Raw genomic sequence first — 24,956 nt, forward strand, 5'->3', positions numbered from 1 at the left:
TCTGATGAAATTGACATACAGCCTGTTCGCCCTGGTGCTACTGAGCCCGTTATCACAGGCGGCGCAGCAGACAGCCATCGAGAACAGCCAGTCTACCCTGAGCCAGCTGCAGCAAAGCCAGGCCAACAAGATGGCTGAACAGGGTAAGCAGTGGGGACTGAGTGGTCAGGAGTACCAGCGTTACGAGCAACTGATGGAAGGGCCGCGCGGGACACAGTCCCCGGGGCTTGATCCGCTGACGGCGCTCGGCATCGAGGCCAAAAGCGATGCCGAACGCAAGAAGTACGCGGAGCAGTGGGTGAAGCAGGAATTTGTCCGCACGGAGAAAGAGCTGAAGTTTCAGCGTGAGGTGGATGCAGCCTGGCAGCGCCTGGGTGTGCTGCCGGTCAACATGGGAAATGCGGCCGGTATCGCGCATGACAGCGGTGGCCGTCTGGCGCTGTTCGTGAAAGGCAAGGACTGCGGCCAGTGCGATGCGCGTCTGGCTGCGGTGCTGGCTGACAACCGTCCGGTCGACATTTACCTGGTCGACAGCAAAGGGGATGACGACGTGCTGCGTAGCTGGGCGAAGGCGCATCACATCCCGGCTGACAAGGTCCGTGCTCGTCAAATCACGCTCAATCACGATGGCGGCCGCTGGATGAAATTCGGCAACGGTCTGATGCCCGTTGTCCTGCAACAGGGGAAAGACGGATGGACTATCGCCGCGTTTTGACCGTAGGCCTGCTGCAGGCCACGTTTTTGTTTGCGCATGCTGCTGCAGCGCAGGATGTGCCGCAGGGTTATCGTGAGGTGGCGATGCGTCACGGTGTGCCGCCGGAGTCGCTCTACTCGGTAGCCTTGACTGAGACCTCGATGTCACCGAAAGGCATTATTTCGGTGACCCGCGGCGCCGGCCCTGCACCGGATGTTGAGCGTCCGTGGCCGTGGACCATCAACGTGGCCGGCAAAGGTTACCGTTATGCCACCCGACTGCAGGCCTGGGAGGCGCTGCAGGGCTTCCTGAAGAAATACCCGCGCAAGCGCATCGATGTCGGTATCGCCCAGGTCAACCTGGGCTGGAACGGCCATCATTTTACCTCGACCTGGGAAGCCTTCGAACCCTATACCAACCTGAACGCCGCGGCGGCCATCCTGCGAGAGTGCTACAACCGCAAGCCCGGAAGTTGGCTGGCGGCGGCTGGTTGTTATCACCACCCTGCCGGCGGCGCCCCCGCCGCGCGTTATAAATCCATCGTGAGAACCAAGCTGGCGCGCCTCAATAGCAGCGGTACCCAGGCGACGCCAGTGGTTTCCCGTCATACCCCTGACCCGACGCCGGTAGCGACGCAGACTGCAGCGCTGACGTGGGTTGAGCCGAGGAGTCAATAAGCTGATGACCAATAAGCAACTGGAAGACCTGAAAGAGCATCTGCCGGCCGCGCTGGCAACCTGGCAACAGTCCAAAGGCAGCAAAGTTACTGTGGGCTGGCTGCATGTGGCTAATCCTGAGGTTATAGCAACGCTGCTAACTGAACTGGAAAAAGCACCGCAACTCATTAAGGAGGCGGAAATCAGAGGTGTAGAAAAGTTGTCAGCAGCATTCAAGTCCTGGTCTGGCGACAGCACTCATCTCGATTACGAAGCACAGCGGCACTGGGCTACTGCGAGCGAAGAAGCGTTGTCATTTGCTGATGACCTTCGCAATGGGGCTAATGTTGAACGGGAAGGGGGGCATTATGAAGAACGTTAACTTTCTGCTGTTCGGTTTGTGCCTGGTGACCTCCACGGCGCTGGCGAATCTTAACGTGATTGCCGATGTTGGCGGCGAGGACGCTTCCCCCTATTTTGAAGGCATTAATGCCCAGGGCGAGACGCCGGCATCACCCTCCGTCCAACCCGGTGTTGTCGACGTTCAGGCCACTATGTTGCCCGTGTCTACGCCGGAACTTTCGCCCGGCGATGTGGCTGACAGACCTCTGCAGTTACCGGGGATTGGCGCCCTGTTTATTGTGGGTGATGACGATGCCAGCCGCAGCTGGCTGCAGGCAAATGCAGACGGGCTCAAGTCGCGCCATGCTGCAGGCCTGGTTGTGAACGTCAGCAATCTGCCTGCTTTGCAGTCGCTGCAGGCGCTGGTTCCTGGTGTACCGATGGCGCCGGCCTCTGGCAGTGAACTGGCGCGCCGACTACAGTTGTCTAATTACCCGGTACTCATCACGGATACCGGGTTGTCCCAGCAGGTCACGCCATGATGTCCCCGCAGCATGTCGGTATCGCGCTGATGGCGAATCCGGTGCTTGCCGTCCTGTTGACGGGGCTGTTTATTGTGGTGATGGCCACGCTCAACCTGCGTGGCCGTGAGTCGGCCTCCGCACGGCGCCACCGGCGTTACCGTGCAACGGCCGCCCGCGTTCTGCAGCGACTGCCGCAGTTGGGTGGCGATGGCCAGCGCTTGATGTACCTACGCAAAATCAATCCCTACGTTTTTGAAGAGCTGCTGCTCCTGGCGTTCGAGCGTCAGGGGTATGCGGTTATCCGCAATACCTCCTACAGCGGTGATGGTGGCCTGGACGGTCAGGTTATCATCGGCGACCAAAAATACCTCATCCAGGCCAAGCGTTACGGACGGGCTATTACACCGTCCCATATCAAGAGTTTTGGCGCGTTGTTGCGGCATCACCACTGTCAGGGTTTTTTCATTCATACCGGCCGTACCGGCCAATTGAGCCGGGCTTTGCTACAGAACCATCCCCACGTTCATCTGGTTAGTGGCCAGAAATTGCTGGCGCTGCTTGCCGGCAAAGCGGAATGGCTGTCTTTTTTGCCGGAAAGTACGGTAACCAAACGGAGTACCCCCAATGTCGAATCGTTCTAATTATGTTGTTGTGATCACCAGCCTTCTATCCTCGGCATTCAGACTCTTGTTGGTCTGGCCCGGTGTGGTTCTGGCGATTTTTGGCCTCATTTTTTTCATCGCAACACTCTGTGATAACGGCGCGCAAAAAGCAGCCTCTCGCATGGCGGACACTGCGCAGGATTACCGTGCAGCCCCGGCCGGGATGGTGATGGTGCGCACGTGCCTGCACCCAGATGATCCTGTATGGGATATCTCCACAGGTCCGGCGGCGGCACCGGTAATAAAACGGGACTGTAAACCTCATCCGAAGACGTTTGCTGACGTCGCCAGGCAAGAGCGGCGCATCATTCTCTGGATCGGGAGTGTGCTTATCGGCCTTGGCATGTTGGTTGAACTGTTTTATTTGCTGTACCGCCGTCGCCAGATGAATCTGAACGTTGTTTACGGAAGTATCAATGCAAGAGGTGAGTATCGTGCTGTGACCTACCTCGGTGAAGCCAATGCTGATGAATGTCGCCGCTCTCCACCACGTGATGGCGGAGTGACCGGGAATAACAAGGACGGTCGCAATGAGTAACCGGCATGTGATGGAGGCGTTGCTGCGCCCGGCGGTAGAGCTCAATACGGCGATTGTATCAGGGGCCGCCGCTGTGGTCTGTGCTGTCGCGCCCTGGTCGGTGGCGCTGGCGCCCGAGGTGAGTTATGTCACCGCCGGCAGTTTTGCGGTGTTGTCTGCCATACGCGCCCGTCAGGGCATGCAGGTGATCCGCTATCGCCGTAACCTGCGCCGGCTACCGCGGTTTGTCATGACCAGCGCCGAAATCCCGGTCAGCCGGCAACGGCTGTTCCTGGGTAAAGGGTTCCGTTGGCAGCAAAAACATACCCAGCGACTGATGGATACGCGCCGGCCGGAAGTGGAAAAATATGTCCAGCCCTCCAGGGCTTACCAGATGGCGCGCCGTCTTGAGCTGCAGACCGAGTACAGCATGCCCTGGCTGTCGCAGCTGCTGCGCAAGGATTCCCCGCTTAATCCGGTACGGCCGCTGCCGCCGGTGGGCGGCAATCCGGCCATCCACGGCATCGAACCCGACGAGCTCGATGTTTCGATGGCTTTAGGCGAACGTGTTGGCCACAGCCTGGTATTGGGTACTACCCGTGTCGGCAAGACACGTCTGGCAGAGCTGCTGATCACCCAGGATATTCGCCGCGGTGATATCACCATCGTGTTTGACCCTAAAGGCGATGCTGACCTGCTGCGCCGGGTATGGGCCGAGGCGCACCGCGCCGGCCGCGGGGATGAACTGTATATTTTCCACCTGGGCTGGCCGGATATCTCAGCGAGATATAACGCCGTCGGCCGCTTCGAGCGCGTCTCCGAAGTGGCGGGACGTATCTCCGGGCAACTGAGCGGCGAGGGCAACAGTGCCGCGTTTCGTGAGTTTGCCTGGCGCTTTGTGAACATCGTGGCCCGCGCCCTGGTGGCATTGGGGCAGCGTCCTGATTACACCCTCATTACCCGCTATGTGAACAACATCAGCGAGCTGTATGAGACCTATGCGAAAAAGGTCATTGAAGAGCGGATGCCGGCGCTGCAGCAGCAAATCGACAATAACCTGTCGGTGCTGACGGAAGAGGATGTGCCGCGCAATATGCAGGGGCAGCCGAACGCGGTCAAAATTTTCGCGGTTGAAATGGCTCTGAGCTCGGAAGCCGGCAAGCAGCTGTACGACCCTATCCTGGATGGTCTGCGCAGTGCGGTTCGCTATGACCGCACCTATTTCGACAAAATCGTCGCCTCCCTGCTGCCGTTGCTGGAAAAACTGACCACCGGCAAGACGGCGGAGTTACTGGCGCCAGATTACATGGACATGAGTGACCCGCGACCGGTGTTTGACTGGGAGCAGGTCATTCGTAAGCGGGGCGTTGTCTATATCGGTCTGGATGCGTTGTCAGATGGTGTGGTTGCTTCTGCCGTCGGCAATAGCATGTTCGCCGACCTGGTCTCGGTTGCCGGCCATATCTACAAGCACGGTATGCACGGCGGGTTGCCGACCCGGGCTGACGGCAAACTGCCGATCAACCTGCACTGTGACGAGTTCAACGAGCTGATGGGGGATGAGTTCATTCCGCTGATCAACAAGGGTGGTGGTGCCGGCATGCAGGTGACGGCCTACACGCAAACCGAATCCGACATCGAGGCGCGCATCGGAAGTACCGCCAAAGCGGCTCAGGTCACGGGTAACTTCAATACGCTTGTCATGTTGCGGGTGCGCGAGAACCGCACCGCGCAGCTGCTGACCTCACAGCTGCCGGAAGTGGATGTCTACACCAAAACCCTGGTGTCCGGACATGCTGACACGGCAGACGTTGAGAAGGGACAGGACTTCACGTCCAGTACCCAGGATCGTGTCGGTACCGTCAAAGTCCCGCTGCTGAAAGAGGCGGACGTGATTAACCTGCCAAAAGGACAGGCGTTCGCGCTGCTGGAAGGCGGCCAGCTGTGGAAAATCCGCATGCCGCTGCCGAGCGGCGATGGTGATGATGCCATGATGCCGGCGAACCTGCAGAAGATCGCCGAGGAGATGCAGCGTAACTACCGCACCAGTGAGTCCTGGTGGTCAGCAAGTCAGGTGATGCCGGATGTGGTCACCCAGGGAGGACGCAATGGCGCAGGCGGATAATACGCAGCCGCGGCAGGCGGCAGAACCCCGGAAACATGGCCTGCTTTATAACCTGCTGTGGGGCTGGCCCTGGATGCTGATAGGGATGTTTTTCGCGTCCCTGTTCGTGAGCCTGGTGATTGAATGGGTAGGGATGGCGTTCTTCTGGCCGGAGCTGGGTGCATCGCACAGTGAAGCGGTGATGAATACCGAGCTGGGCTATCTGTCCTCGGAGTTTACCCGCAGCCTGCTGCTGTCTGAGCCGTCGGTCACGGTGACCCATTGGATTTTGGTGGCCTATCAGTGGGCGTTTGTGGACAGCGGCTTTTTGAGCTGGATACAGCAGGCCTATGAGACGCAGACGCATAGCCAGAATGCCATCGCCAGAGAGCTGAACAGCTGGAGTGGTTGGTTGGCCGGTACGCTCAAGGAATACTTGATGGCCACGGTGTATGTGACGGTGATTACCCTGGTGCGTGTGACCATCCTGGTGCTGTCCATTCCGCTGTTTATCCTGGTGGTGCTGGTCGCACTGACCGAGGGGCTGGGGCGGCGTGATATTCGGCGGTATGGTGCCGGTTACGAGTCCAGCTTTGTCTACCACCATGCCAAAAGACTGGTCAAGCCGGCGGTGTACATCCCTTGCATGCTGTACCTGTCCTGGCCAACGGCGGTATACCCGAATCTGCTGCTGTTGCCGGCAGCGATTTTGCTGGGTATCGCGGTGACAGTGACGACGGCTTCTTTCAAGAAATATATATGAGCGCCTCCCGTTTGCCAGGCTTTGTACTTCATGACTGACAGGACGATTGCGGCTATATATCCGGTCTTTATGCAGCTGCGAAAGCGGCTGCTGACCCTAATGAAATCCGCTGACCCACGCCTCAATTATCTCTGCGAACCCGGAGTTCGGTACTTCTTTCAGGTTTAGTGAGTCCCGGTCTGACCTGTTCTGTCATTACATACACTGCCTGTGCAACCTGTTGACATTCTGCTTATACACTGTGATTTCGTAATGAAAGTACTCAGTTATGAGCAGCTTCCTTCCGATAGGGCCTGCTGTGCGCCAGCACAGCCCATATGATTCGCGCCATTTTGTTGGCCAGCGCTACGGAGGCGACGTTTATCGGACGCCGCTTCAGCAAGTCTGTGACCCAGGGACCCGGCTCACGGGCATTCTGTATGACGCTGTGAGCGCCGTTGACCAGCAGTTTTCGCAGGTACTTGTCGCCTCGCTTACTAATCCCCAGCAACTGGATCTTCCCGCCCGTTCCGGTCTGTCTCGGAACGAGCCCCACCCAGGAAGCAAACTCCCGGCCTGAACGGAAGGCGTCTGCATCACCCATTGAGGCAACCGCGGCGGTGGCGGTCAGTAGCCCCACGCCGGGGATTTCGCTTATGGCTTTTACGTCGGGATCGTTTTTGCTCAGTTCGCGTATGCGTCTTTCGATGTCCATAATACGGGTGTCAGTTCGTTCCACTTCACCCAGCTGTTCGCGCAGACTGTCTATGAGCACAGCCGGTAACCGTCCGGACAGGCGGGCAAGTATCTCGGGGACGTTTCTGACGAGGCTGGCACGTCCTTTACGCATCACTTCACCGTATTCCGCGAGTAAACCGTGCAAGGCATTGGTCTGCATCAGCCGGAACTTCATCAGCTGTGAGCGTATCCGGTGCAGCGCCAGCATGGCCTGTTGCTGCTCGGTTTTTATCGCCACCGCTTTACCAGGTTGTTGCACCGCCCGCCAGATAGCCTGCGCGTCAGCAATATCATTTTTGTTGCGGATATTGAAGGCCTTGACGAACTCACCCGGCATAAGTTTAACCATATGACCCAGACGGGTTAGCTCTCTTGCCCAGTGATGTGCTCCCCCGCAGGCCTCCATACCGATTAGGCAGGGGGAACGATTAGTGAAAAATTCAAGAAATTTGTCACGTTTCAGGGCCTTGTTGAAAATTTCGCCTGTATCTGTATTTACGAAGTGAACCTGCATCACGTTTTTGGCAATGTCGACACCGACCGGCATGAGTTTCATTTCAGACTCCTTGTGCTTGATTAAATACTGCCGTTTTCCTCATCGTATCTGACCCTAGCAGCGTCAAGTTCAGGAAAATTGATCTCTGCCCAGTGGTCAAGAGCGGCGAGTGTGCTGACGAGTGAGTCAGCCACACTTGTCAGGCTGTATTCCACGCAGGCTGGTTTCTCTTCATGGTCAATTCTGGACACCAGTCCATGTCTTTCGAGCTGCCGCAGAGTCTGGGTCAGAACCTTTTGGGAGATGCCTTCAATTTTTCTCATCAGTTCGCCGTTACGCATAGGCCCCTCTGCAAGTGCAGGAAGGATAAGCATTACCCATTTCCCCGAAATAAGCGCAAGAGCATCGCGCGCTGAACATTTTAATGAGTAAACGTTTCCCGGATATGCCATGAGTGGTTACCTCAAAGTGCGTAATTGAATGCAAAACTAAAAGAAAACATTATAACTGTGAAAAGTCATTAGGGAGAATCTTCATGAAGGTACTGATTATCTCTGCGCATCCTGAGGCGGATTCATTTAACTTATTCTTGGCATCCAGAGCCGCCCGTGTATTTGAAAAACAGGGCTCACTGGTTCAGACAGTTAATTTATACAGTGAAAATTTCGAACCCTGTGAGGGACAGAATTTTTACCCTGACAGGCAGGACCCTCAGAGGTTTGATGCCCTGCTGGAGCAGCGGCATCACTGGGAAATGCATAATCTGCCTGATGATGTTGTCAGGCACATTGAGTTATTAAAAAGTGCTGATCTACTGCTGCTGCATTTTCCTTTCTGGTGGTTTGGTATGCCAGCGATCCTGAAAGGCTGGATGGATCGGGTATTTGTGTATGGCGGAATATACGACAGTAAACATCGACACGAAAATGGCATCATGAAAGGTAAACGGGCTTTGCTTACAGTAACGGCCGGTGCACCTGCTAATGCCTGTGGCCATAACGGACGCCATGGCGATATGCGGTTTCTGCTATGGCCGTCCATACATGCACTGCATTATATAGGTTACAGCATGCTGGAACCTTACCTCATCCATGGCGTACGCGGCGGCCTGGATGGATTAGCCAAAGAAAAACAGCAGCAATTTCTCGATCAAAAAGTCAAAGATTTTGAAAGCAGGCTTATCAATATCAATGACTGGCCCATTATTCCTTTCAATAAAGAAGAGGATTTCAATGAGGACAAAACATTAAAACCCCATTCACCGGAGTACAGTCCGTTTGTGCGGCACAATCCCGGGAACTGGAAAGCTGACCCAATCTGAAAGGTTAACTGTCCATGGTGTGCCTGCGTCACGCTACCGCCTCACCTGAAGAGAAGGGAGGCGCTCATTTCATTACCTCTGATTCCACATCGAGCTGGACGGCGGCGTGCAAAACTTGCTTTTGTGCGTCGCCGTCAGCAGATAAGCCGCGGCGCGGCGCGTCAGCCAGCATTCCCCCGTGAATTTCGGCCCCCTTTCCACCTGTTGTACGATGGTACTGCCAGTTCGTTCTGTCTGTGACTGGAAGGGGTGTCGGTTGTAAATGACTGGCATTAGGTAAAACCCAATAAGGAACGCCTATGATTAGGCAAGTTATTGCTGAAATTATCAATGGGTTAAATGCGACTGATATGCATCGGGAGTATACCCTGTTTTTTGTTTCTCCAAGCATGGGGGCGTTGTTCAGTTTTGTACTGACAGCGTACCTGCTAACTCTGCAACTGATGCCGTTGGGCGCGAAGAGAAAACGCAAGTAGTAGGGGAGGAGGGCCGCCATTCGTGGCGGCTTTTTTACGTTTCAAGCCTCACTCAGCTGTTTCCCTTGCTTGTTCATCCCCCCCTCCCAAAGTGGATAAAAATTATCAAATTTTCATAAAGAGTTATCCGCTGACCTGACCCCTTGTATCCCTCACCCTGACAGCACCCTAAATCACCAAGGAGTGCTTGTGCATGCGTATCCCCGTAGTTACCCGAGGACTGGGCGCCGGCTGTTTGCTGGGGCTGTCATTCCTCACCGCATTGCCTGCCTGTGCCGCCGAAAAAGATGAGCTGGCGTCCGCCCAGCGCATGTTGATCCAGGTACAGGCGGCGCTTGAGCGCGCACGGGTTGCGGCCGTTCAGGCCGACCCCGCCGAGCGTGGTCGTTTCTTTTTCGACTATCGCCGCGCCACCTCTGACCTCAACACCATCAATGCCGGCATCGACCGTTATCTGGAGCCGTCACGTGCACAACCCCGTGATGGCGGCTCCGTGGCGGGCAATTACCGACGGGAGCGTCCCTGATGGCCATGACCGGCGCTCAGGAACAGGCCTTCAATGCGGCCAGCGGCGGCGTTGAAATCAACGTCATGTCGCTGGTGTGCATCGGTGGGCTGTTGGCGGTGCTGTTTGTCTGGGCTGCCTGGGCCTGGATCGATGTTTACGAGGGTTGGAGGAACGAAAAAGTCCGCACCAAAGCGCTGATCCACTTCGTTCTCAAAACCGTTCTGTTGTTGGTCGTTTCAATCTGGATGTTTGCCAGCTGACGCTGGCAGGAATGTGTATCGCTTTTTCACACTGCAATTTAAGGAACATTTTATGAATGCTGTTGTTCGTCTTTTCCGCCACTTCTCCGCGCGTATCGCGGTGGTGTCCTCTTTGGCCCTTGCGGCCAGTCAGCCGGCATTAGCCGCCCTGCCAACTGTTGAGCCGCCGTCTTCCGGTGGTGGCGGTGGTCTGATGGAAACCCTCAAAGGGCATATTCAGGACGGCATTGTGCTCATTGGTCTGGTGCTGGCCGCCGTGGCATTTATCGTTGTGGCCAATGCTGGGGTTTCAACGTTCAATGAAGTCCGTGATGGGAAAGCGGTCTGGGGCAAATTCGGCGCCATCATCGTCACCGGCGTGGTGCTGGTTGTGGCCGTGATTTGGTTTGTCGGCAAATCTGCTGAAATCCTTTTTTAGGGTGAGGCGACATGCAGACTATCCGATTTTTACCTGACCGTCTTAATACCGAAGCTGTTGTCTTCCGGGGTTTTACCACTCCGGAGATGGGACTGGCGGTATTAATGGGGGTAGGACTGGGTCTGCTTGTGTCGTTGCCGTTTGTTCTCCTTGCCGGTTGGGTGGTGATCCCCACCGGCATGCTGATCACCCCACTGGCGGTTCTCTGGTTTGGTGGCAGTCGGTTGACGCGTCTCAAGCGCGGCAAGCCTGAGAACTATATCTGGCAGCGGCTTGAGCTGCGTAAACGTCGTATGGGGTGGGGTAATCCCACCCTCATCATCGACCAACAGGGCTGGTCACTGCGACGCAGCCGAGCAGTCAAGAGGTCAACATGAGCCGTTTTCGTCATGCGGTAAAAAACCGTGACCAGCACATCCTGACGCTGCGTGCAGCATGCGGCGTGCTGGTCGTTTTTCTCCTGGTCGCCATCATTGGCTGGATGCGCGCGCCATCCAACCTGACCATTCATAATCCGCCGGATCTGCGCAGCGGCTCGACCCGAGCTTGGTGGGAAGTCCCGCCCAGCACGGTCTACAGCTTCGGTTTCTATATTTTCCAGCAACTGAATGCCTGGCCGAAAAATGGTGAGGTTGATTATCCGGCCAAAATCAATGCGCTTTCTCCTTACCTGACGCCGTCGTGTCAGCGCTTCCTTAACGCTGACGCAAAAAAACGCAGCGAGTCCGGCGAGCTGGCTGGCCGTACACGCGTGGTGTTTGAAATCCCGGATCACGGTTATAACGCCCGTTACAACCAAAACCCGGTCGATATCAAAGGCCGGGATAACTGGGTGGTCCGTCTGGACCTGGTAGCTGATGAGACGTTTGCCGGCGAACCGGTAAAACGCGCCCTGACCCGTTATCCGCTGAAAGTGGTGCGGTCGGAAGGGGATCCAGAGCGCAATGAATTTGGTCTGGCGCTGGATTGTTACGACAGTATGCCGCAGCGCCTGGCGGCGGCACCGCCAGCGCCGGTGCCTGAGAAAAAAGGAGTCTTCCAATGATGAAAGCTCGCGTATTGGCGCTTTCTCTGAGCGTGTTGACAGTGTCAACACTGGTTTCTGCACCAGAGGCGCAGGCAGAGGAGCTGATGAAGTGGGAGCGTATCCCGCTGCAGATCCCGCTGGCAGTCGGCAAGGAGCGCGTGCTGTTTGCCGATAAAAATGTCCGTGTCGGCTTCCCGCCGGCGCTGAACGGCAAGCTGCGGGTGCAAAGCAGCGGCGGTGCGGTGTATCTGAAAGCAGAAAGCGCGTTCCCGCAGACCCGCCTGCAGTTGCAGGACGTGGAGAACGGGGAGGTCATCCTGCTTGACGTCACGGCGTCCGATAAAGGCTCAGCCGAACCGGTACGCATCGTTTACAGCGGTGATGTCTCCTCGGTCAGCAGCAGTCACGACAAGCCGGCCTCTGCGGAGGGGAGCAGTGCCTCGCTAGGTCAGGATGACGGCAGCCAGGCGAAGCGCAAAAAGGTGAAATACAACGCGCCGTTGCCTGTAGTGCTGACGCGTTACGCGGCGCAGAGCCTGTATGGCCCGGTGCGTACCGTTGAAGCGGTGCCGGGCATCCATCCGGTGAATCCTCACTTGCCCAAACGCATCACCACGCTGTACCCGTCCGAGCCGGTCTCCGTCACCCCGCTGGGTGGCTGGGGTATCGGCAACCGCAATGTGGTGGCGCTGAAGGTGAAAAATACGGCGAGCCGTAAAATCACACTCGATCCGCGGGTACTGCAGGGGCAGTTTGTCACGGCGACGTTCCAGCATCGGTACCTGGGGCCGGTTGGCACACCGGAAGACACCACCACGCTGTACCTGGTGACCGCCGGTCGCCCGGATGGGGCATTTGTCGCGGAGTCATCGGTAGTGCGCAAGGCCGTGAAAGCGGCGAAGAAGGGGGCGAACCATGGCTGATGTGAAATCCAATATGCTGCCGAAAGTGATCGTGTTCGGCATGCTGGCGGCGGCTGTGCTTGTCGGTCTTAAAGCCTGCAGTGGCAACAAGAGCGCGGAAAAGCCGCAGCAGGCGCAGAACGTGCTGGCCAATATGTCCCCGGAAGAGCTGCGTGCGCTGGGTGTCGAAGGGGATACCCCGGAAGACACGCTGCGCACTCTGGTCGGTACGCTGCGCACCACGCGGGCGCAGCAGGCCGAGCTGCAGAAAAACATTGATAACGTGCTGAAGGAAAACGAGGCCCTGCGCAAACGCAACAGCAACGTCTCCGGCCAGGTGAATGAGGCCGTGGCCGGCTTCCAGAAACAGGCCCAGCAGCGTCAGCAGCAGCTGCAGGAGCAGCAACAGACGCTGATGGGGCGTATCCAGTCGCTGACAGACCAGTTGGCCAGCAACAAGGACAAGGCCAAAAGTGACAGTGACATGCCGCTGGGGCTGGGACTGGACGGCATGGGCGCCGCCGGCGGCAGCGCCACGGCCGGCGATGACGGCCTGATGTGGGTTGGCCCGAAGGACCAGAAAGAAGTGGATCCGCGCAATCCGAACAGTGCCAAAGAGGGCCCGCAGTTCCCGACGTCGTTCTTGTCGGACAATGCCATCACGCGCCAGAAAGCCGCCTATGAGCAGCAGGTAAAAGGCCGCACCAATGAAAAAGGGGCGGAGGAGAACGCCGAACCGGTGTTTACCCTGCCCGAGAACTCGACCCTGGTGGGCAGTCGCGCCATGACGGCGTTGCTTGGCCGCGTGCCGATCAACGGCACGGTAACCGATCCGTACCCGTTCAAGCTGATGATCGGCAAGGACAACCTGACCGCCAACGGCATCGAGCTGCCGGACGTGGAAGGGGCGATTGTCTCAGGTACCGCCAGCGGCGACTGGACGCTGTCGTGCGTGCGTGGCCAGGTCAACAGCATCACGTTCGTGTTTGCCGACGGCACGGTGCGTACCCTGCCGCACCCTGACACCAATATGAAAGCCAACAGCAATAACAACAGCGGCAACAACGGGAAGGATGTCAGCACTACCGCCGGCATCGGCTGGATTTCCGATGACAGCGGCATTCCCTGCATCGGCGGTGAACGCAAGTCGAATGCGTCGACCTACCTGCCGACCATTGCCGCCCTGTCGGCCGCCAGCGCGGCCGGTGACGGTATCAGTCAGGGGCAGTACACGTCGCAGAACAACGTCAATGGCATCACGTCGACCATGACCGGTAACGCCGGCCAGGCGGTGCTGGGCAAGGCGCTGTCAGGCGGGATGAAAGAGACGGCTGATTGGGTGCGTGAGCGTTACGGCATGATGTTCGATGCGATTTATGTGCCGCCAGGCCAAAAGTTGGCCGTGCATATCACCCGCCAGCTGGCGATCGACTTTGAAACCAAAGGGCGCAAGGTGCGTTATGACGACTTCAGCCTGCCGGGCGAAGGTGGCAGCGCCGGCGGTCTGGACTAAGAGAGGAAACCATGATGAAGACAATCCGATCAGCCCTGGTCATGTTGGTGATTGGCACCGCCCTGTCCGGTTGCTCCACGTCAAAGGAAGAGATGCTGCCGCCGGGTGACAGCACGATGCTGGGACTCTGGCAGGGTGAGGACGGCGGCGGTTCAGCGCGCAATGCGGTGGCAGCCAGGGACAGCCTGCGCCGCCCGCTGACGGAAAGCGAGAGCCAGGCCAGCGTTGCTGACGATCGCAGCTACAGCCGCACGCAGGAGAGTGAGATCGGCCTGCAGTTCCCGCGACTGCCGAATCCCGATCTTGTGATGTACGTCTTCCCGCACCTGGCCGACGGCAACACGCCGGTACCGGGGTACAGCACCGTATTCCCGTTTTACAGCCAGGTGCAATACGCGATGCCAGGTGAACGGACGGAGGCCTACTGATGCGATTTTCCCTGTTTGATAAAAAGCGCCTGACGCGCAAAAAAGCGGTGGTGCCGGCAGATGCCGTCACTGAAGCGATGACCATCACGGAAGATGGTGCGCCGCTGTCGGTGGCCGGCCGCGAAGCGCTGACCCGGCCGGGCAAGATGACGGTCCAGGACGAGAAAAAGATTTACGATGCGAATCCGTCCATCATTGATTATTTGCCCTGGGCAGAGTTTCTGGATCATGAGCAGTGCATCCTGCTTGATGATGGTGTGTCTGTCGGTGCGGTTTATGAAGTCACCCCTGTGGCCACGGAGGGGCGCACCACTGACCATCTGGAGAAGATGCGTGACACGGTGGAAGATGCGCTGCAGGACTCGTTTGATGAACATGATCAGAACCCATGGGTTGTGCAGTTTTTCTGCCAGGATGAAGACAATGTTGATGCCTACCTGAATCGCTTGCGTGGCTATATCAAGCCGCATGCCCGGGGCTCACAATTGACCGAGTCCTGGTTGCAGGAAACCGAGCGGCACCTGCGCGGTATCGCGCGGCCGGAGGGGCTGTTCAAGGATACCCTCATCACCGACCAGCCCTGGCGTGGCCAGCAGCGCCGCACGCGCATGGTGGTGTACCGCTGGATTGGTAAAGGCAATACAGACCCGATGCCGCCGATTGCCATGCTGAACCAGACCTGTGAACGGCTCACCGGCGCGCTGAACGGAGCCGGTGTGGCTTGCGTACGGCAAAATGGTGCGCAGGTGCATGACTGGATGCTGCGTCACTTCAATCCAAACCCGGAGTGGGTGGATAAAAATACCCTGTACCGTGAGGCGGCCTATTTCGACAGCCGCGATACGCCGGAAGGCACGATGCCGGTACAAAACGATTTTGCCGAAACATTGTGGTTTACGCCGCCGGTGTCCGATCCGGACCACGGCGTGTGGTGGTTTGATAATCAGGCGCACTGCGCTATCCCTGTCGAGAAGCTGCGCCGCGCGCCGGAGCCCGGGACCATTACCGGGGAAATGAAGCGCGGTGAGAAGAAAATAAATGCGCTGATGGACATGTTCCCGGAGGGGACGATGGTCTGCATGACCATCGTGGCGCAGCCCCAGGACACGCTGGAAAACGATTTTAACAAGCTGTCGAAAAATGCCGTGGGCGAGAACACCGAGTCCGGGCGTGTGCGTCAGGATGTGGCACAAGTGAAAGAGTACCTGGGTAATCGCCACAAGCTGTATCGCGCCGGCATTACCTTCCTGCTGCGCGCCGGCGACCTGACGGCGCTTAACCACAAACGCGTGGAGCTGACGAACGTGCTGCTCGGCGCCGGCCTGCAACCGGTGCGCCCGGAGTTTGATGTGGCGCCGCTTAATACCTACCTGCGCGCACTGCCGATGTGTTTTAACCCGGAGGCGGACAAAAAGCACTGGTACACCCGACTGACATTCGTCCAACACCTTGCCGGCCTGTTGCCGGTCACTGGCCGTGAAACCGGCACCGGTAACCCCGGCCTGAGCTTCTTTAACCGAGGCGGTGACCTGCTGACGGTGGATCCGTTAAATAAGGATGACCGCAGTCAGAACGCCCATATGTTGTTTTTTGGCCCTACCGGCGCCGGCAAGTCCGCAACGCTCTGTGCGGCGACGACACAACTGATGGCCGTCCACCGGCCGCGCCTGTTCATCGCCGAGGCCGGCAACTCGTTTGGCCTGCAGGCGGACTATTTTGAAAGCCAGGGTCTGACGGTCAATAAAATCAGCATCAAGCCTGGCAGCGGCGTGTCGCTGCCGCCGTTCTCATTTGCGCACAAGCTGATTGAGGAGCTCAGTTCACTGGAGCTGGACGAGAGCGAGCTGCGCGATATCGATGCCGATGATGAGGATGAGGATAAACGCGATTACCTGGGCGAAATGGAAATCTCGGCGCGCATGATGATAACCGGCGGCGATCCGAAGGAAGAAGCCGACCTCAAACGGGCCGACCGGGCGATGATCCGCGAAGCGCTCCTGATGGCTGCGCAGACGGCCTACGATGAGCAGCGTCAGATGTTGCCGTCCGACCTGCAGAGCGCGCTGTATGACATCTCCAATGATACGAGCAACGAAAAACGTAACCCGCAGCGCCGGGCAAAAGCGGCGGAAATGGCCGAAGCGCTGGGCATGTTCACCCAGCCTGGCTCCTTTGAGGCCGAGCTGTTCAACCGTGAAGGGACGCTGTGGCCTGAAGCGGATGTGACGCTGATTGACCTGGGGCATCTGGCGCGGGAAGGGTATGAGGCGCAGATGGCGCTGACCATGGTGAGCCTGACCAACACCATCAATAACATTGCCGAGCGTGACCAATACTCGGAGCGGGATATCGTCTTTGTGGTCGATGAAGCGCACATTGTGACGGTCAACCCTCTGCTGTCGCCGTACATGACCAAAATCGTCAAGATGTGGCGTAAGCTCGGCGCCTGGTTGTGGCTGGCCACGCAGAACCTGAAGGATTTCCCGGACATTGCCGAGAAGATGCTCAACATGGCCGAATGGTGGGTCTGTCTGACCATGCCGCCAGAGGAGGTCAGCGACATTGCCCGTTTCAAAGCCCTGACCGAGGAGCAAAAAGCGGTGCTACTGTCGGCCAGTAAGCTGTCCAGGTGTTACACCGAGGGGGTTATTCTGTCGAAAAAAGTGGAAGCGTTATTCCGGGCTGTGCCGCCAAGCCTCTACCTCGCGCTGGGGATGACCGAGAAGGAAGAGAAGGCGGAGCGCCGTGCGCTGATGCAGGAGTTCGGTTGCACCGAGCTCGAAGCGGCCTTCAAGGTCGCGCGCAAGCTTGACCGCCTGCGCGGTCTGGTTGCCAATGAAGAGGACGCGGGGAGCCAGGCTGCATGATGACGTTGAAATACCCCGAGCCGGCTGTTCGCCCTCAGGAAGTGCCGTCACAGGGGGCCAGCCTGTTTACGCTGCCACCCCAGGGGCGGCGACCATCAGCAAGACGGATGCGCAGGCACTCAAGACGTTTTGTGATGCGCTCCGTGAGCGGTTGCTGGGGCGTGTTGTGCTGACGGCACACCCGCACCGTATCGGGAGCCGGACCAGCGTGGCGCTGCATCTGGAAGGCCGTCTGGGCCAGTCTGTCGATGTCCTGGTGACAGTGACAGGTACCACATCCTGGCCACAACCTGAGGAGTACGATCACCCCCGCTGGTATATCTCTGTGCCGGACGCCGCGGACGTGGTGTACCTGCTGCTCCATCTGAGTGACCTGTGCGAGCGTTTTCAGGTTAACTGATAGGGGTGGCGCGATGAGTCTCGATCCGAAAATATGTGGCCTGGTAGAGTGTATGAACAGCAAGGGATTCAAAGCAGCCAGGGGCATGGCCTTCCGGTCCGGAATCAGCTTTTCTGATACCTGAGCCAAGTTTTGAAAGGAACCTTTCACTAGATCACCGGCCTTCTGGCCGGTTTTTTTGTATTTTAAGGTGGGGTTCGAGTATGGTAATGACATTATTGTAGAGACCCTATAATCGGTAAAGGAAGGGAGGGTTCCACAGAATGGATACGTCATTACTGGCTTCACTGGACAAGGAAGGGCAGGACAAATTCAGACAGGCCATTGCGGCCTTGCAGGGAGATGTGAGTGCAGCAGCAACGGTGTTATATGTTGATCCGAAGCTTCGTCTCGAGTATTCCCGTAGAATAAAAGCCATGTCGACGGATTTATCTAGTAAGGCAGTTCACGGTCTCATCACTTGGGAGCAGGCCGCTGCAGAAGCTAATTTGACGCGAAATTCGATTATGGAATTAATTCGTAATCGGAGTACACCTGTAGGGCAGGCCTTGGCGCAGAGACTCAAACAACAGGGTAAAACGTTGAATGAGCTGATCGCGTACAAAACAAAAGCGGTGTATGGGCCTCAGGCAAACTTCAAAAGTCTCTCTGAAACGCAGAAAAATAAGGTTTATGGTGCAGTTGTTGAGTCTGCCGGAAAATCAAATCCTCAGGTTAACCTCAAAATGCAGCGCCTGTCGGCGACCGGACGTGGTTTGATTTTCCTCACATTAGCAATTGCGGTGTACGAGATTTACGATGCCGATGATAAAACCAAAGAGACAAAACGGCAGATTGCCATTGGCGGTGCAGGGATCGCGGGAGGATGGGCGGGCGGCGCTATCGCGGGTTTGATGTGTGGGCCTGGAGCTCCAGTTTGTGTTGTTGTCGGTGGTTTTGTTGGCGGTGCACTTGCTGCTTGGGAAATGAGCACTATGTGGGGTTAGTATGTTTAGTGAAACCAAATCCATCTCTCTTAGTGATTTGAAACACGCAGCTAACACGAAGGATGGTTATGAAATCATGTTGTCGGGGCAGGGGACCGGTTTTTTTGTCCCCTTCCAGGTGTTGGAAGCTGCGGTCGCTATTGATAGCGAGCGGTTCTTGCTGTTTCTTACTGATGACACGCCTTATGAAGAGGTGCTCAATATATCGCTCATGCATATGAATAAGGGGATCCTTGAGACAATATCACTGGGAGGAGCATATCTCACCGGGACCTTTAGTGAATTACACGTGCTCCCCGAGGCCGTTGAGTTTAGTTTTATTGGTGATACTACGTGGAAGGTCGAAGTCACCGAACAACCCTTCTTGAGATTTCCTTTTGTCGGTGACCCTCGCGGCGTTTCGCGATCGATGGGGCTAACTCATCACCTCAGAATTTCCGCCGATCCAGTTCCCGCCAGAGCTGATGGACGCCGTTAACCAGATTAAAATTTTCATAATCCAATAAAGACTTCTTTGCTGTCTTTCTGACCATGTCGTAGCACCCTGTGTGGATTCTATCCATGCAGGAGTGCACGCCATGAAAATCAGCACGTTGCTGACGTTGTTCCCTCTGCTGATGCCGGCATCGGTGCTTGCCGGCACGGTACTCTATACCGATTCCCACCACCCTCCGAGCAACATCGATGCCTCGGTATCCGTGATTTATCTTGACGGTCCGGAACAGCTGCAGAAGCAAATGTTCGGCGAGTTGTCGTCAAACCCGGATGAAGCCGAGCGCCAGGCGCAAGCCGTGCTGAAATCACCGCAATGGCAGGCGAACGAGCAGCAGCTGGCCACCGTTTACCGTGCGGTGGTGCGTGCCTGGGAACTGGGCGTCAAAAAAGTGCCGGCGGTGGTGTTTGATGACACCGATGTGGTGTACGGCACTTCGGATGTTGCGCAGGCTGTGGCGCTGCGCGTCCAGGCGCAGGGAGGACAGTGATATGCAATACCTCCTCCCCGATGCATCGCTTCCCGGCCAGTCCCGCCTGAACCTCAAATCCCTCGGTATGGCCATGATGCTGTCAGTGGCCAGCGTGCCGGCCGCAAATGCCGCGCTGAACAGCGCGCAGATTGTTGCCAGTGCCGTGTCGCAGGCCTGTATCAGCTGGCGTGTGTCCGGCATTTGTTATTGGATGTTTTGCGGCTTGCACGGCTGTACGGTGCGGACTTCGGTCAAGGTAACGCACTTTATCCCTGAGGCGGTGGTCTCGACCTACAACAGTCAGGGCGGCAATCCCTGGCGTGAGATGTCGATGGTCAGCCAGGCCTCCGGCGGCCTGGAGAGCAGTATCACCGGCGCGCTGAGCGGCGTATCCGCCGGCGGCGGCAATAACGAGCTGAAAACCCCCGGGCAGCGCAAAACCAACCTGCATTTCAAATATGCCGATGCCATTGGCCATCCGGCGACGTCCATTATCGGCGGCAGCATCCCCGGGTATTCCTGCCGCAGCGCCGCCATGCCGTTTGTGCCGTATTTCCTCAGCACGCTCGACAGTCTGGCATGGCGTACCGGCATGCCCGAGTCCCTGTATCCCGAAGCCCTGGTGCCTGGCCAACGCGAGATTGGCAGCCAGGCCGGCGCCAACATGTGGGGCAACGTTTACCCCCGGTCGGGATTTGTGACCCAGGTTGATGATGACAAGGCTGGCGCCCTGGTGGCGCAGCGGGTGGCGGACATCATCACCCGTTCTGGCCAGCCCCACGTCTACCAACCCTTGATGGGCCAACGCTCGGAGGGGTATTGGCCTCCGGGGGCGGTTAAGGAGAACACCGGTACCAGCAACCACAAATGGCAGCGCCTGGCGCCGCAGCTTAGCCAGTCCTGCGCCGTGTTCCCGGACGGTGACCATCCGGCGGCAGCGGATGCGAACGCTGCCTTTGCCCTGTGGCGACCCTACAGCTGCTGCCAGCGCCGCGGGCAGCGTTTCCTCTACAGCACGGACTTTTGAGGCATGAACGATGAATAACACGATGAATAAATCTCTCTGGGGACGGCGCAGCCTGCTGTCTCTGCTGATTGCCGGCAGCCTGACGCTGGCCGGCGTGAACGCGCACGCTGACGACAATGACGATAACGGCACCCTGTTTGGCATTTCGTTGCCCCAGGTGAATGACAGCAACGTGGGGTACGGGAAGAGCGCCAGCGGCGCGGTCTCGGACAAATTGTTTTACTCCCTGGGCGGCGGCTCGGTGATTTCACAGCCGGCGACGCGCGGCAACATGCAGCGGCTGGGCATGAACCTGGGCTGGAGCTCGGATTTGATGTGCGGCAACTTCGACCTGAAAACGACGATCGGCAATCAGCTTAACGGTGTCACTGACGGGTTCAAGAATCTGATGAGTGACGTTATCCAGGGCGCCACCGGTGCGGTGGCCAGCCTGCCGGCGATGGCCATCCAGCGCGCGAATCCGGGGCTGTATGAAATGCTGACCAACGGGGTGTTGCAAGGCGGCGTCGCGTTCGACAAGGCGCAGCTCAACTGCCAGAACCTCTCCAAACGCATGATGGACATGGCCGATACCGGCGCCTGGTCGCAGGCCGCCGCAATGGAAGAGGCCAAGAGCCTGGTCAACAGCAGCGGCGGCGATGCCGTCCGCTCGATGAATGCGACGGAGAAGGTGACCGGTCAGTCCGGGCAGACATGGATTGGCGGGCAGAAACGTGGCGGCTCTGGCCAGCCGGCCATCAAGCCGACCCATGACCTGGCGGCTGCCGGCTACAACATGATGAATGCGCTGCCTGTCACCAGTACCTCCGGCGTGTCCGGCAGCAGCTGCACCGGCGGTGCCTGCGCCAAATACGCCAGCAGCGAGGAGGCCGCGGCCGCAGTGGTGAAAGTGCTGGGCGACACGTCATTACGCACCTGTAAGGACGCGTCGCAATGCACCAGTGGCGAAGGCGATGAGCAGCCGGGCAGCACCGTGGCCGGCACCGGGTTTGCCCCGATGCTGGAAGAGGCCACCAAGGCCAATAATGAGCAGTTGGCCAAGTTGGTAAACGGCGCCGAAAAGCCAACCACCGCGAACCTGGCCAAACTGAAAACCGGCAGCCTGGCGGTGACGGCCGGTGTGGTGCGCGCGCTGCAGCGCGACCCGGATAATGCGGCCCTGGTCGGGCGTCTCGCCAGCGAGCTGGCGATGGCCGATACCATCGAGACGGCCTTCCTGATGCGCCGCATGATCACCACCGGCATGTCCGAACCGAACGCGGCCGCACAGAAGGTGGCGATGCAAGAGGGTGACCGCCGCATCGAAGCGCTCGATCGCGAAATCACGGCGCTGAAAAACGAGATGGAGATGAAACGTGAAATCTCCCGCAATGCGGTGCTGACCATTATCGATCGCGAGAACAACCGCGCCGAAACCAACCCGCAGCGTCAGTCTGCAGACAGCCCGGATACCAAGTTTAATCAGCTGGCCGTGCCGGAAACTGACCAGTGAGTGTGGAGACATCTATGACGAAATCAGAGAACAAAGACCTGTTGCCCCGTCGGGGCGGCAGGTTTGGCCGGGGAGTCAAACGTTTCCTGCAGCTGCTTGCCATGCTTGTGGTCGCCATGGTCATGGCGCTGGGGCTCGCACACTGGGGCGTTAACCATCCCGGTGAAACCGCAGCGCTGCGTAGCTGGGTGCATAGCACCCGTTACGGCTGGCTATTCTGGCGTCTGGCGCTTTATGCTGCGCTTGCCTGGGCATTATGGAAAATCTGGCACGCACCGGGCGTTAAGCCGGAACATCGGCAGCCCCTCAAGCGCATGGTCATCGTGTGCGCGGTCTTTGCCCTGGCGTGTGAATACTCCATCTTCGGTGGAGGGCTGACGCTATGATGACCAACAGTTATCTGGAGTATTTCCTGACGCTGCTCGGCTGGATCGTGAACAACGGCCTGTGGGAGCTGCTGGTCAGTACGGGGTTATTCGTGCTGCCGCTGCTGTTCAAGGTCGTTGGGATCTGGTTGAAGGTCCGGGAAGAGGGGGAAGATGAAGGCAACAAGGGGATGCTGTCCCTGCCGCGCATCGAGAACCTGCTCTATGGTGCATTTTTCGTGATGCTTGCCTGTTGCCTGCCGCTGATGAATGTCAGCCTGGACACCATCAAGTATGACAGCAGCCGGGCGAGCACCTGCGGCACCTGGACACCGAAGAAACCGGATGAGACGGGGTATGCGAATATCATGTCGAGCATGAACGGTCAGACGGCGAAGGTGCCGGTGTGGTGGCTGGTCGTGCATAAATTGTCGAAGGGGTTCACCGCGGTGGCTGTAGCTAACATTCCGTGTCGGCCGGATCTGCGACAAGTCCGTTTTGAGGTTCAGCACAGCCGGGTCAACAACCCGGCGCTGGCGAAGGAGCTGCAGGACTTCACCAATGACTGCTATGCGCTGGCATTGTACACCTGGCAGAACCGTGACCAGGGGCAGACGACGGACAAGGCAACATTGCGTGATATCGAGTGGCTGGGGTCGAAAACCTTCCTGAACGGCGGGTACTACAACAACCTGCAGTCGAAAACGCCGCGCGCCAGCTTCCCATGGAATGAATCACGGGACAGTGGCCGGGCTAACACCGGCCGGGGGGGATACCCGACCTGCAGCGAGTGGTGGTCGGCAGCCGATACCGGTCTGGAGGCCCGGGTGGTGAAGCAGGTCGATCCGGGTGTGATGCTGCGGATGTCCGCCGCGCTCAAGATGATGGGGGAGAACAACGCCGAATATAAAGAGGCAGTGGTGCGTCGCCTGGTCAGTCCGGATAACCTGACGGTTTCCCAGGGCGGGCGCGCTTATGCCGGCTATGGTGGCAACGCTGACTTCACCATGGACAACTCGGTTAACCGCGTTGCATCAACCGGTGGAACCGCGCTGGGAAGCCTGGCGGCATTCCCTGCCTTCGATGCGATGCGGCAGGCGCTGCCGATGGTACAGGCAATCCTGTTAATGGCGGTTTACATTATGATCCCGCTAATCCTAGCCTTCGCGGCATACAATTATGCTTCAGTGATCACAATGACGTTCGTGGTATTTGCTCTCAATTTCCTGACGTTCTGGTGGGAACTGGCGCGTTGGCTGGACAGTTGGTTGCTGGAAGCGCTTTACAGCTCAGACTCGCACAGTCGCTGGAATGTGGCCGGCTTTCAGAATAGCTCTGATGACTTAATCATGAACCTAGTTATGGGTTGTATGTTTATCGTGTTGCCGGCAGTGTGGTTAGGGGCATTGTCCTGGGCCGGGGTAAGTGTGGGGCAATCTGTTGGTGCAGCAATGAAGGGAGGAGTGGAAACTGCTCATAATACAGGTGGTAAATTGGGGGGAACTGTAGAAGGTGCTATCGGTCAGAAGGCAGGGAAAGGTATGACTGGAGGGTAATCAGAACAGAAATTTGCTGGGGAGTGGTGCTCCCCAGCCTAGTCTTTCCATTCATTGTATCTATGCGGATTATATTCTCTTCCACTGAAGCTATCTTGCTGCCAACTATGGTAGGTTTTCTCTTCATTGTTGCTGGTTAATGTGGTCTCTCCAGAAGATACCGCTCCAGTAACAAAAAGTATAAGAGCACCAAGGAGTACAGCTGAACTTGCAATGAACAACCCGCCGAACACAAGCGCTGCCAGTATGATTATACCGAACGCTATCATTGGAATATGTCCAGCCCATTTAGGAATATTTACTTTCTGAGCCTTGGACACGCAGGCACGATCCCACTTCAGGACGGTACTCTCAAGGCGCTTCCATCGGCTTGCCATGCGCACGCCACGCCGATAGGCGTGGTGCTGTGTTGCATCATCCATAATCACTCCTTAACCAGATGATAGCCCAATCCCATTCTAGCTTAAATAATAATCAATTGCTATTTATCTGGTTTCTGAGTGAGCGGTTTTACTGTTGCTGGGTAAGATCACAGTGCCCTCTGTAATTGCCTGAGATGAAGTGGGATCTTGAAACTATTGAGTATTTATGAACAACTCATATTGAAAAACCGTTATTGAACCTCTGAGTGAGCATTCGCCTGGGTGTGGTGAGTCGCTCCTAGGAGGAAAACAATACATCGGTTGCCCCAAGGTTGTATTTATTTATAAATAAAAAAGCAAGTGTTCTATCATCAGATAGCTGTCAAAATAGTAATCAAATTCAATTTTGTTGGTGGGGGTGCTGATGTTTTTATGAAAAATAATGGTTGCTTTCTACCTTACTAGCTCACTGTTTTACCAGTATTGGTTTTCCTTTCCTTCCAATGAATACGGTAAGTTTTGTCCACTCTAGAGCTGTTATCTGATAGAGTGTTGTAATGTTTGGTCTTATCTTTCTTGTATATATTGAACTATCCGGAGGGGATAGG

At 57.1% G+C, this 24,956-nt stretch carries 29 protein-coding genes; 26 read left to right on the top strand and 3 right to left on the bottom strand.

Annotated elements, in window-relative coordinates; all coding sequences use genetic code 11:
• Nucleotides 1–4 precede the first annotated feature (4 nt).
• Genes FO014_RS13755 through FO014_RS13790 form a run of 8 tightly spaced genes read left to right on the top strand, consistent with a single transcriptional unit; the run spans nucleotide 5 to nucleotide 6,262 of the window.
• Nucleotides 5–715, top strand: a complete 711-nt coding sequence (locus FO014_RS13755; protein WP_160029932.1) for a TIGR03759 family integrating conjugative element protein — start codon at nucleotides 5–7, stop codon at nucleotides 713–715.
• Nucleotides 694–1,371, top strand: a complete 678-nt coding sequence (locus FO014_RS13760; RefSeq protein WP_160029933.1) for a transglycosylase SLT domain-containing protein — start codon at nucleotides 694–696, stop codon at nucleotides 1,369–1,371. The genes FO014_RS13755 and FO014_RS13760 overlap by 22 nt, the downstream gene beginning before the upstream one ends.
• Nucleotides 1,372–1,375: 4 nt before the next feature.
• On the top strand, nucleotides 1,376–1,732 hold the full coding sequence (locus FO014_RS13765) for a hypothetical protein (RefSeq protein WP_160029934.1): 357 nt from the start codon (nucleotides 1,376–1,378) through the stop codon (nucleotides 1,730–1,732).
• Complete coding sequence (locus FO014_RS13770) at nucleotides 1,719–2,234, top strand: integrating conjugative element protein (protein ID WP_160029935.1); 516 nt, start codon at nucleotides 1,719–1,721, stop codon at nucleotides 2,232–2,234. Before FO014_RS13765 ends, FO014_RS13770 begins: the two co-directional genes overlap by 14 nt.
• Nucleotides 2,231–2,857, top strand: a complete 627-nt coding sequence (locus FO014_RS13775) for a restriction endonuclease (RefSeq protein ID WP_160029936.1) — start codon at nucleotides 2,231–2,233, stop codon at nucleotides 2,855–2,857. Before FO014_RS13770 ends, FO014_RS13775 begins: the two co-directional genes overlap by 4 nt.
• Complete coding sequence (locus FO014_RS13780; RefSeq protein ID WP_201282865.1) at nucleotides 2,841–3,416, top strand: hypothetical protein; 576 nt, start codon at nucleotides 2,841–2,843, stop codon at nucleotides 3,414–3,416. The genes FO014_RS13775 and FO014_RS13780 overlap by 17 nt, the downstream gene beginning before the upstream one ends.
• Nucleotides 3,409–5,520: a type IV conjugative transfer system coupling protein TraD gene (traD, locus tag FO014_RS13785; protein ID WP_160029937.1), complete on the top strand. Its 2,112-nt coding sequence runs from the start codon at nucleotides 3,409–3,411 to the stop codon at nucleotides 5,518–5,520. The genes FO014_RS13780 and traD overlap by 8 nt, the downstream gene beginning before the upstream one ends.
• Nucleotides 5,504–6,262, top strand: coding sequence for a TIGR03747 family integrating conjugative element membrane protein (locus tag FO014_RS13790; protein ID WP_160029938.1), 759 nt, complete (start codon nucleotides 5,504–5,506; stop codon nucleotides 6,260–6,262). Before traD ends, FO014_RS13790 begins: the two co-directional genes overlap by 17 nt.
• Before the next feature lie 262 nt (nucleotides 6,263–6,524).
• Here FO014_RS13790 and FO014_RS13795 read toward each other — a convergent pair whose 3' ends face one another.
• Together FO014_RS13795 and FO014_RS13800 are read right to left on the bottom strand one after the other, a co-directional pair.
• Nucleotides 6,525–7,535 (bottom strand): IS110 family RNA-guided transposase, encoded by a 1,011-nt coding sequence (locus FO014_RS13795; protein ID WP_160029939.1) that lies wholly within the window; start codon nucleotides 7,533–7,535, stop codon nucleotides 6,525–6,527.
• Between the two features lie 20 nt (nucleotides 7,536–7,555).
• The gene (locus FO014_RS13800; RefSeq protein ID WP_246167956.1) at nucleotides 7,556–7,816 is read right to left on the bottom strand and encodes a winged helix-turn-helix transcriptional regulator; all 261 of its coding nucleotides are present in this window, start codon (nucleotides 7,814–7,816) and stop codon (nucleotides 7,556–7,558) included.
• 194 nt (nucleotides 7,817–8,010) lie between these two features.
• Here FO014_RS13800 and FO014_RS13805 point away from each other — a divergent pair, with 194 nt between their 5' ends.
• The 18 genes from FO014_RS13805 (at nucleotide 8,011) to FO014_RS13890 (ending at nucleotide 23,986) form a co-directional block, all read left to right on the top strand.
• Entirely contained in the window at nucleotides 8,011–8,796 is a 786-nt protein-coding gene (locus tag FO014_RS13805) for an NAD(P)H-dependent oxidoreductase (RefSeq protein ID WP_160029941.1), read from the top strand.
• A 669-nt stretch (nucleotides 8,797–9,465) separates the two neighbouring features.
• Nucleotides 9,466–9,798 carry an integrative conjugative element protein, RAQPRD family gene (locus FO014_RS13810; RefSeq protein ID WP_151428233.1) on the top strand — a complete coding sequence of 111 codons (333 nt, stop codon included), beginning with the start codon at nucleotides 9,466–9,468 and terminating at the stop codon, nucleotides 9,796–9,798.
• The gene (locus tag FO014_RS13815) at nucleotides 9,798–10,040 is read left to right on the top strand and encodes a TIGR03758 family integrating conjugative element protein (RefSeq protein ID WP_160029942.1); all 243 of its coding nucleotides are present in this window, start codon (nucleotides 9,798–9,800) and stop codon (nucleotides 10,038–10,040) included. Before FO014_RS13810 ends, FO014_RS13815 begins: the two co-directional genes overlap by 1 nt.
• A 52-nt stretch (nucleotides 10,041–10,092) precedes the next feature.
• Nucleotides 10,093–10,458 carry a TIGR03745 family integrating conjugative element membrane protein gene (locus tag FO014_RS13820; RefSeq protein ID WP_160029943.1) on the top strand — a complete coding sequence of 122 codons (366 nt, stop codon included), beginning with the start codon at nucleotides 10,093–10,095 and terminating at the stop codon, nucleotides 10,456–10,458.
• An 11-nt stretch (nucleotides 10,459–10,469) separates the two neighbouring features.
• Nucleotides 10,470–10,835, top strand: a complete 366-nt coding sequence (locus FO014_RS13825; protein WP_160029944.1) for a TIGR03750 family conjugal transfer protein — start codon at nucleotides 10,470–10,472, stop codon at nucleotides 10,833–10,835.
• Nucleotides 10,832–11,503, top strand: coding sequence for a PFL_4703 family integrating conjugative element protein (locus FO014_RS13830; RefSeq protein ID WP_160029945.1), 672 nt, complete (start codon nucleotides 10,832–10,834; stop codon nucleotides 11,501–11,503). The genes FO014_RS13825 and FO014_RS13830 overlap by 4 nt, the downstream gene beginning before the upstream one ends.
• Entirely contained in the window at nucleotides 11,500–12,408 is a 909-nt protein-coding gene (locus FO014_RS13835; protein WP_160029946.1) for a TIGR03749 family integrating conjugative element protein, read from the top strand. Before FO014_RS13830 ends, FO014_RS13835 begins: the two co-directional genes overlap by 4 nt.
• Entirely contained in the window at nucleotides 12,401–13,900 is a 1,500-nt protein-coding gene (locus tag FO014_RS13840) for a TIGR03752 family integrating conjugative element protein (protein WP_160029947.1), read from the top strand. The genes FO014_RS13835 and FO014_RS13840 overlap by 8 nt, the downstream gene beginning before the upstream one ends.
• A 14-nt stretch (nucleotides 13,901–13,914) precedes the next feature.
• Entirely contained in the window at nucleotides 13,915–14,328 is a 414-nt protein-coding gene (locus tag FO014_RS13845; protein WP_425500813.1) for a TIGR03751 family conjugal transfer lipoprotein, read from the top strand.
• A complete protein-coding gene (locus tag FO014_RS13850; RefSeq protein WP_160029949.1) occupies nucleotides 14,328–17,195 on the top strand; it encodes a conjugative transfer ATPase in 2,868 nt (955 codons plus the stop codon). The genes FO014_RS13845 and FO014_RS13850 overlap by 1 nt, the downstream gene beginning before the upstream one ends.
• 166 nt (nucleotides 17,196–17,361) lie before the next feature.
• Nucleotides 17,362–17,595, top strand: coding sequence for a hypothetical protein (locus FO014_RS23970; protein ID WP_246167959.1), 234 nt, complete (start codon nucleotides 17,362–17,364; stop codon nucleotides 17,593–17,595).
• 263 nt (nucleotides 17,596–17,858) lie between these two features.
• Entirely contained in the window at nucleotides 17,859–18,581 is a 723-nt protein-coding gene (locus FO014_RS13860; protein ID WP_160029950.1) for a hypothetical protein, read from the top strand.
• Nucleotide 18,582: 1 nt separating this feature from the next.
• Entirely contained in the window at nucleotides 18,583–19,059 is a 477-nt protein-coding gene (locus FO014_RS13865; RefSeq protein WP_160029951.1) for a hypothetical protein, read from the top strand.
• Between the two features lie 100 nt (nucleotides 19,060–19,159).
• Nucleotides 19,160–19,564: a TIGR03757 family integrating conjugative element protein gene (locus FO014_RS13870; RefSeq protein WP_160029952.1), complete on the top strand. Its 405-nt coding sequence runs from the start codon at nucleotides 19,160–19,162 to the stop codon at nucleotides 19,562–19,564.
• A gap of 73 nt (nucleotides 19,565–19,637) precedes the next feature.
• Nucleotides 19,638–20,573: a TIGR03756 family integrating conjugative element protein gene (locus FO014_RS13875; RefSeq protein ID WP_425500815.1), complete on the top strand. Its 936-nt coding sequence runs from the start codon at nucleotides 19,638–19,640 to the stop codon at nucleotides 20,571–20,573.
• A 10-nt stretch (nucleotides 20,574–20,583) separates the two neighbouring features.
• Complete coding sequence (locus tag FO014_RS13880; protein WP_160029954.1) at nucleotides 20,584–22,065, top strand: integrating conjugative element protein; 1,482 nt, start codon at nucleotides 20,584–20,586, stop codon at nucleotides 22,063–22,065.
• Nucleotides 22,066–22,079: 14 nt separating this feature from the next.
• Nucleotides 22,080–22,451, top strand: coding sequence for a hypothetical protein (locus FO014_RS13885; RefSeq protein WP_160029955.1), 372 nt, complete (start codon nucleotides 22,080–22,082; stop codon nucleotides 22,449–22,451).
• The gene (locus FO014_RS13890) at nucleotides 22,448–23,986 is read left to right on the top strand and encodes a conjugal transfer protein TraG N-terminal domain-containing protein (RefSeq protein WP_160029956.1); all 1,539 of its coding nucleotides are present in this window, start codon (nucleotides 22,448–22,450) and stop codon (nucleotides 23,984–23,986) included. Before FO014_RS13885 ends, FO014_RS13890 begins: the two co-directional genes overlap by 4 nt.
• Nucleotides 23,987–24,024: 38 nt before the next feature.
• Here FO014_RS13890 and FO014_RS13895 read toward each other — a convergent pair whose 3' ends face one another.
• Complete coding sequence (locus tag FO014_RS13895; RefSeq protein WP_160029957.1) at nucleotides 24,025–24,408, bottom strand: hypothetical protein; 384 nt, start codon at nucleotides 24,406–24,408, stop codon at nucleotides 24,025–24,027.
• Nucleotides 24,409–24,956 lie beyond the last annotated feature (548 nt).

Source organism: Serratia rhizosphaerae (assembly GCF_009817885.1).
Lineage (GTDB): Bacteria > Pseudomonadota > Gammaproteobacteria > Enterobacterales > Enterobacteriaceae > Serratia_B > Serratia_B rhizosphaerae.

Coding starts and splice junctions, on each gene's coding strand:
- FO014_RS13795 (WP_160029939.1), bottom strand. CDS start 7,535: ATGAAACTCATGCCGGTCGGTGTCGACATTGCCAAAAACGTGATGCAG.
- FO014_RS13800 (WP_246167956.1), bottom strand. CDS start 7,816: ATGCGTAACGGCGAACTGATGAGAAAAATTGAAGGCATCTCCCAAAAG.
- FO014_RS13820 (WP_160029943.1), top strand. CDS start 10,093: ATGAATGCTGTTGTTCGTCTTTTCCGCCACTTCTCCGCGCGTATCGCG.
- FO014_RS13860 (WP_160029950.1), top strand. CDS start 17,859: ATGGATACGTCATTACTGGCTTCACTGGACAAGGAAGGGCAGGACAAA.
- FO014_RS13815 (WP_160029942.1), top strand. CDS start 9,798: ATGGCCATGACCGGCGCTCAGGAACAGGCCTTCAATGCGGCCAGCGGC.
- FO014_RS13830 (WP_160029945.1), top strand. CDS start 10,832: ATGAGCCGTTTTCGTCATGCGGTAAAAAACCGTGACCAGCACATCCTG.
- FO014_RS13850 (WP_160029949.1), top strand. CDS start 14,328: ATGCGATTTTCCCTGTTTGATAAAAAGCGCCTGACGCGCAAAAAAGCG.
- FO014_RS13845 (WP_425500813.1), top strand. CDS start 13,915: ATGAAGACAATCCGATCAGCCCTGGTCATGTTGGTGATTGGCACCGCC.
- FO014_RS13790 (WP_160029938.1), top strand. CDS start 5,504: ATGGCGCAGGCGGATAATACGCAGCCGCGGCAGGCGGCAGAACCCCGG.
- FO014_RS13875 (WP_425500815.1), top strand. CDS start 19,638: ATGATGCTGTCAGTGGCCAGCGTGCCGGCCGCAAATGCCGCGCTGAAC.
- FO014_RS13895 (WP_160029957.1), bottom strand. CDS start 24,408: ATGGATGATGCAACACAGCACCACGCCTATCGGCGTGGCGTGCGCATG.
- FO014_RS13765 (WP_160029934.1), top strand. CDS start 1,376: ATGACCAATAAGCAACTGGAAGACCTGAAAGAGCATCTGCCGGCCGCG.
- FO014_RS13825 (WP_160029944.1), top strand. CDS start 10,470: ATGCAGACTATCCGATTTTTACCTGACCGTCTTAATACCGAAGCTGTT.
- FO014_RS13880 (WP_160029954.1), top strand. CDS start 20,584: ATGAATAACACGATGAATAAATCTCTCTGGGGACGGCGCAGCCTGCTG.
- FO014_RS13870 (WP_160029952.1), top strand. CDS start 19,160: ATGAAAATCAGCACGTTGCTGACGTTGTTCCCTCTGCTGATGCCGGCA.
- FO014_RS13760 (WP_160029933.1), top strand. CDS start 694: ATGGACTATCGCCGCGTTTTGACCGTAGGCCTGCTGCAGGCCACGTTT.
- FO014_RS13805 (WP_160029941.1), top strand. CDS start 8,011: ATGAAGGTACTGATTATCTCTGCGCATCCTGAGGCGGATTCATTTAAC.
- traD (WP_160029937.1), top strand. CDS start 3,409: ATGAGTAACCGGCATGTGATGGAGGCGTTGCTGCGCCCGGCGGTAGAG.
- FO014_RS13890 (WP_160029956.1), top strand. CDS start 22,448: ATGATGACCAACAGTTATCTGGAGTATTTCCTGACGCTGCTCGGCTGG.
- FO014_RS13775 (WP_160029936.1), top strand. CDS start 2,231: ATGATGTCCCCGCAGCATGTCGGTATCGCGCTGATGGCGAATCCGGTG.
- FO014_RS13835 (WP_160029946.1), top strand. CDS start 11,500: ATGATGAAAGCTCGCGTATTGGCGCTTTCTCTGAGCGTGTTGACAGTG.
- FO014_RS13780 (WP_201282865.1), top strand. CDS start 2,841: ATGTCGAATCGTTCTAATTATGTTGTTGTGATCACCAGCCTTCTATCC.
- FO014_RS13840 (WP_160029947.1), top strand. CDS start 12,401: ATGGCTGATGTGAAATCCAATATGCTGCCGAAAGTGATCGTGTTCGGC.
- FO014_RS13755 (WP_160029932.1), top strand. CDS start 5: ATGAAATTGACATACAGCCTGTTCGCCCTGGTGCTACTGAGCCCGTTA.
- FO014_RS13865 (WP_160029951.1), top strand. CDS start 18,583: ATGTTTAGTGAAACCAAATCCATCTCTCTTAGTGATTTGAAACACGCA.
- FO014_RS13810 (WP_151428233.1), top strand. CDS start 9,466: ATGCGTATCCCCGTAGTTACCCGAGGACTGGGCGCCGGCTGTTTGCTG.
- FO014_RS13770 (WP_160029935.1), top strand. CDS start 1,719: ATGAAGAACGTTAACTTTCTGCTGTTCGGTTTGTGCCTGGTGACCTCC.
- FO014_RS13885 (WP_160029955.1), top strand. CDS start 22,080: ATGACGAAATCAGAGAACAAAGACCTGTTGCCCCGTCGGGGCGGCAGG.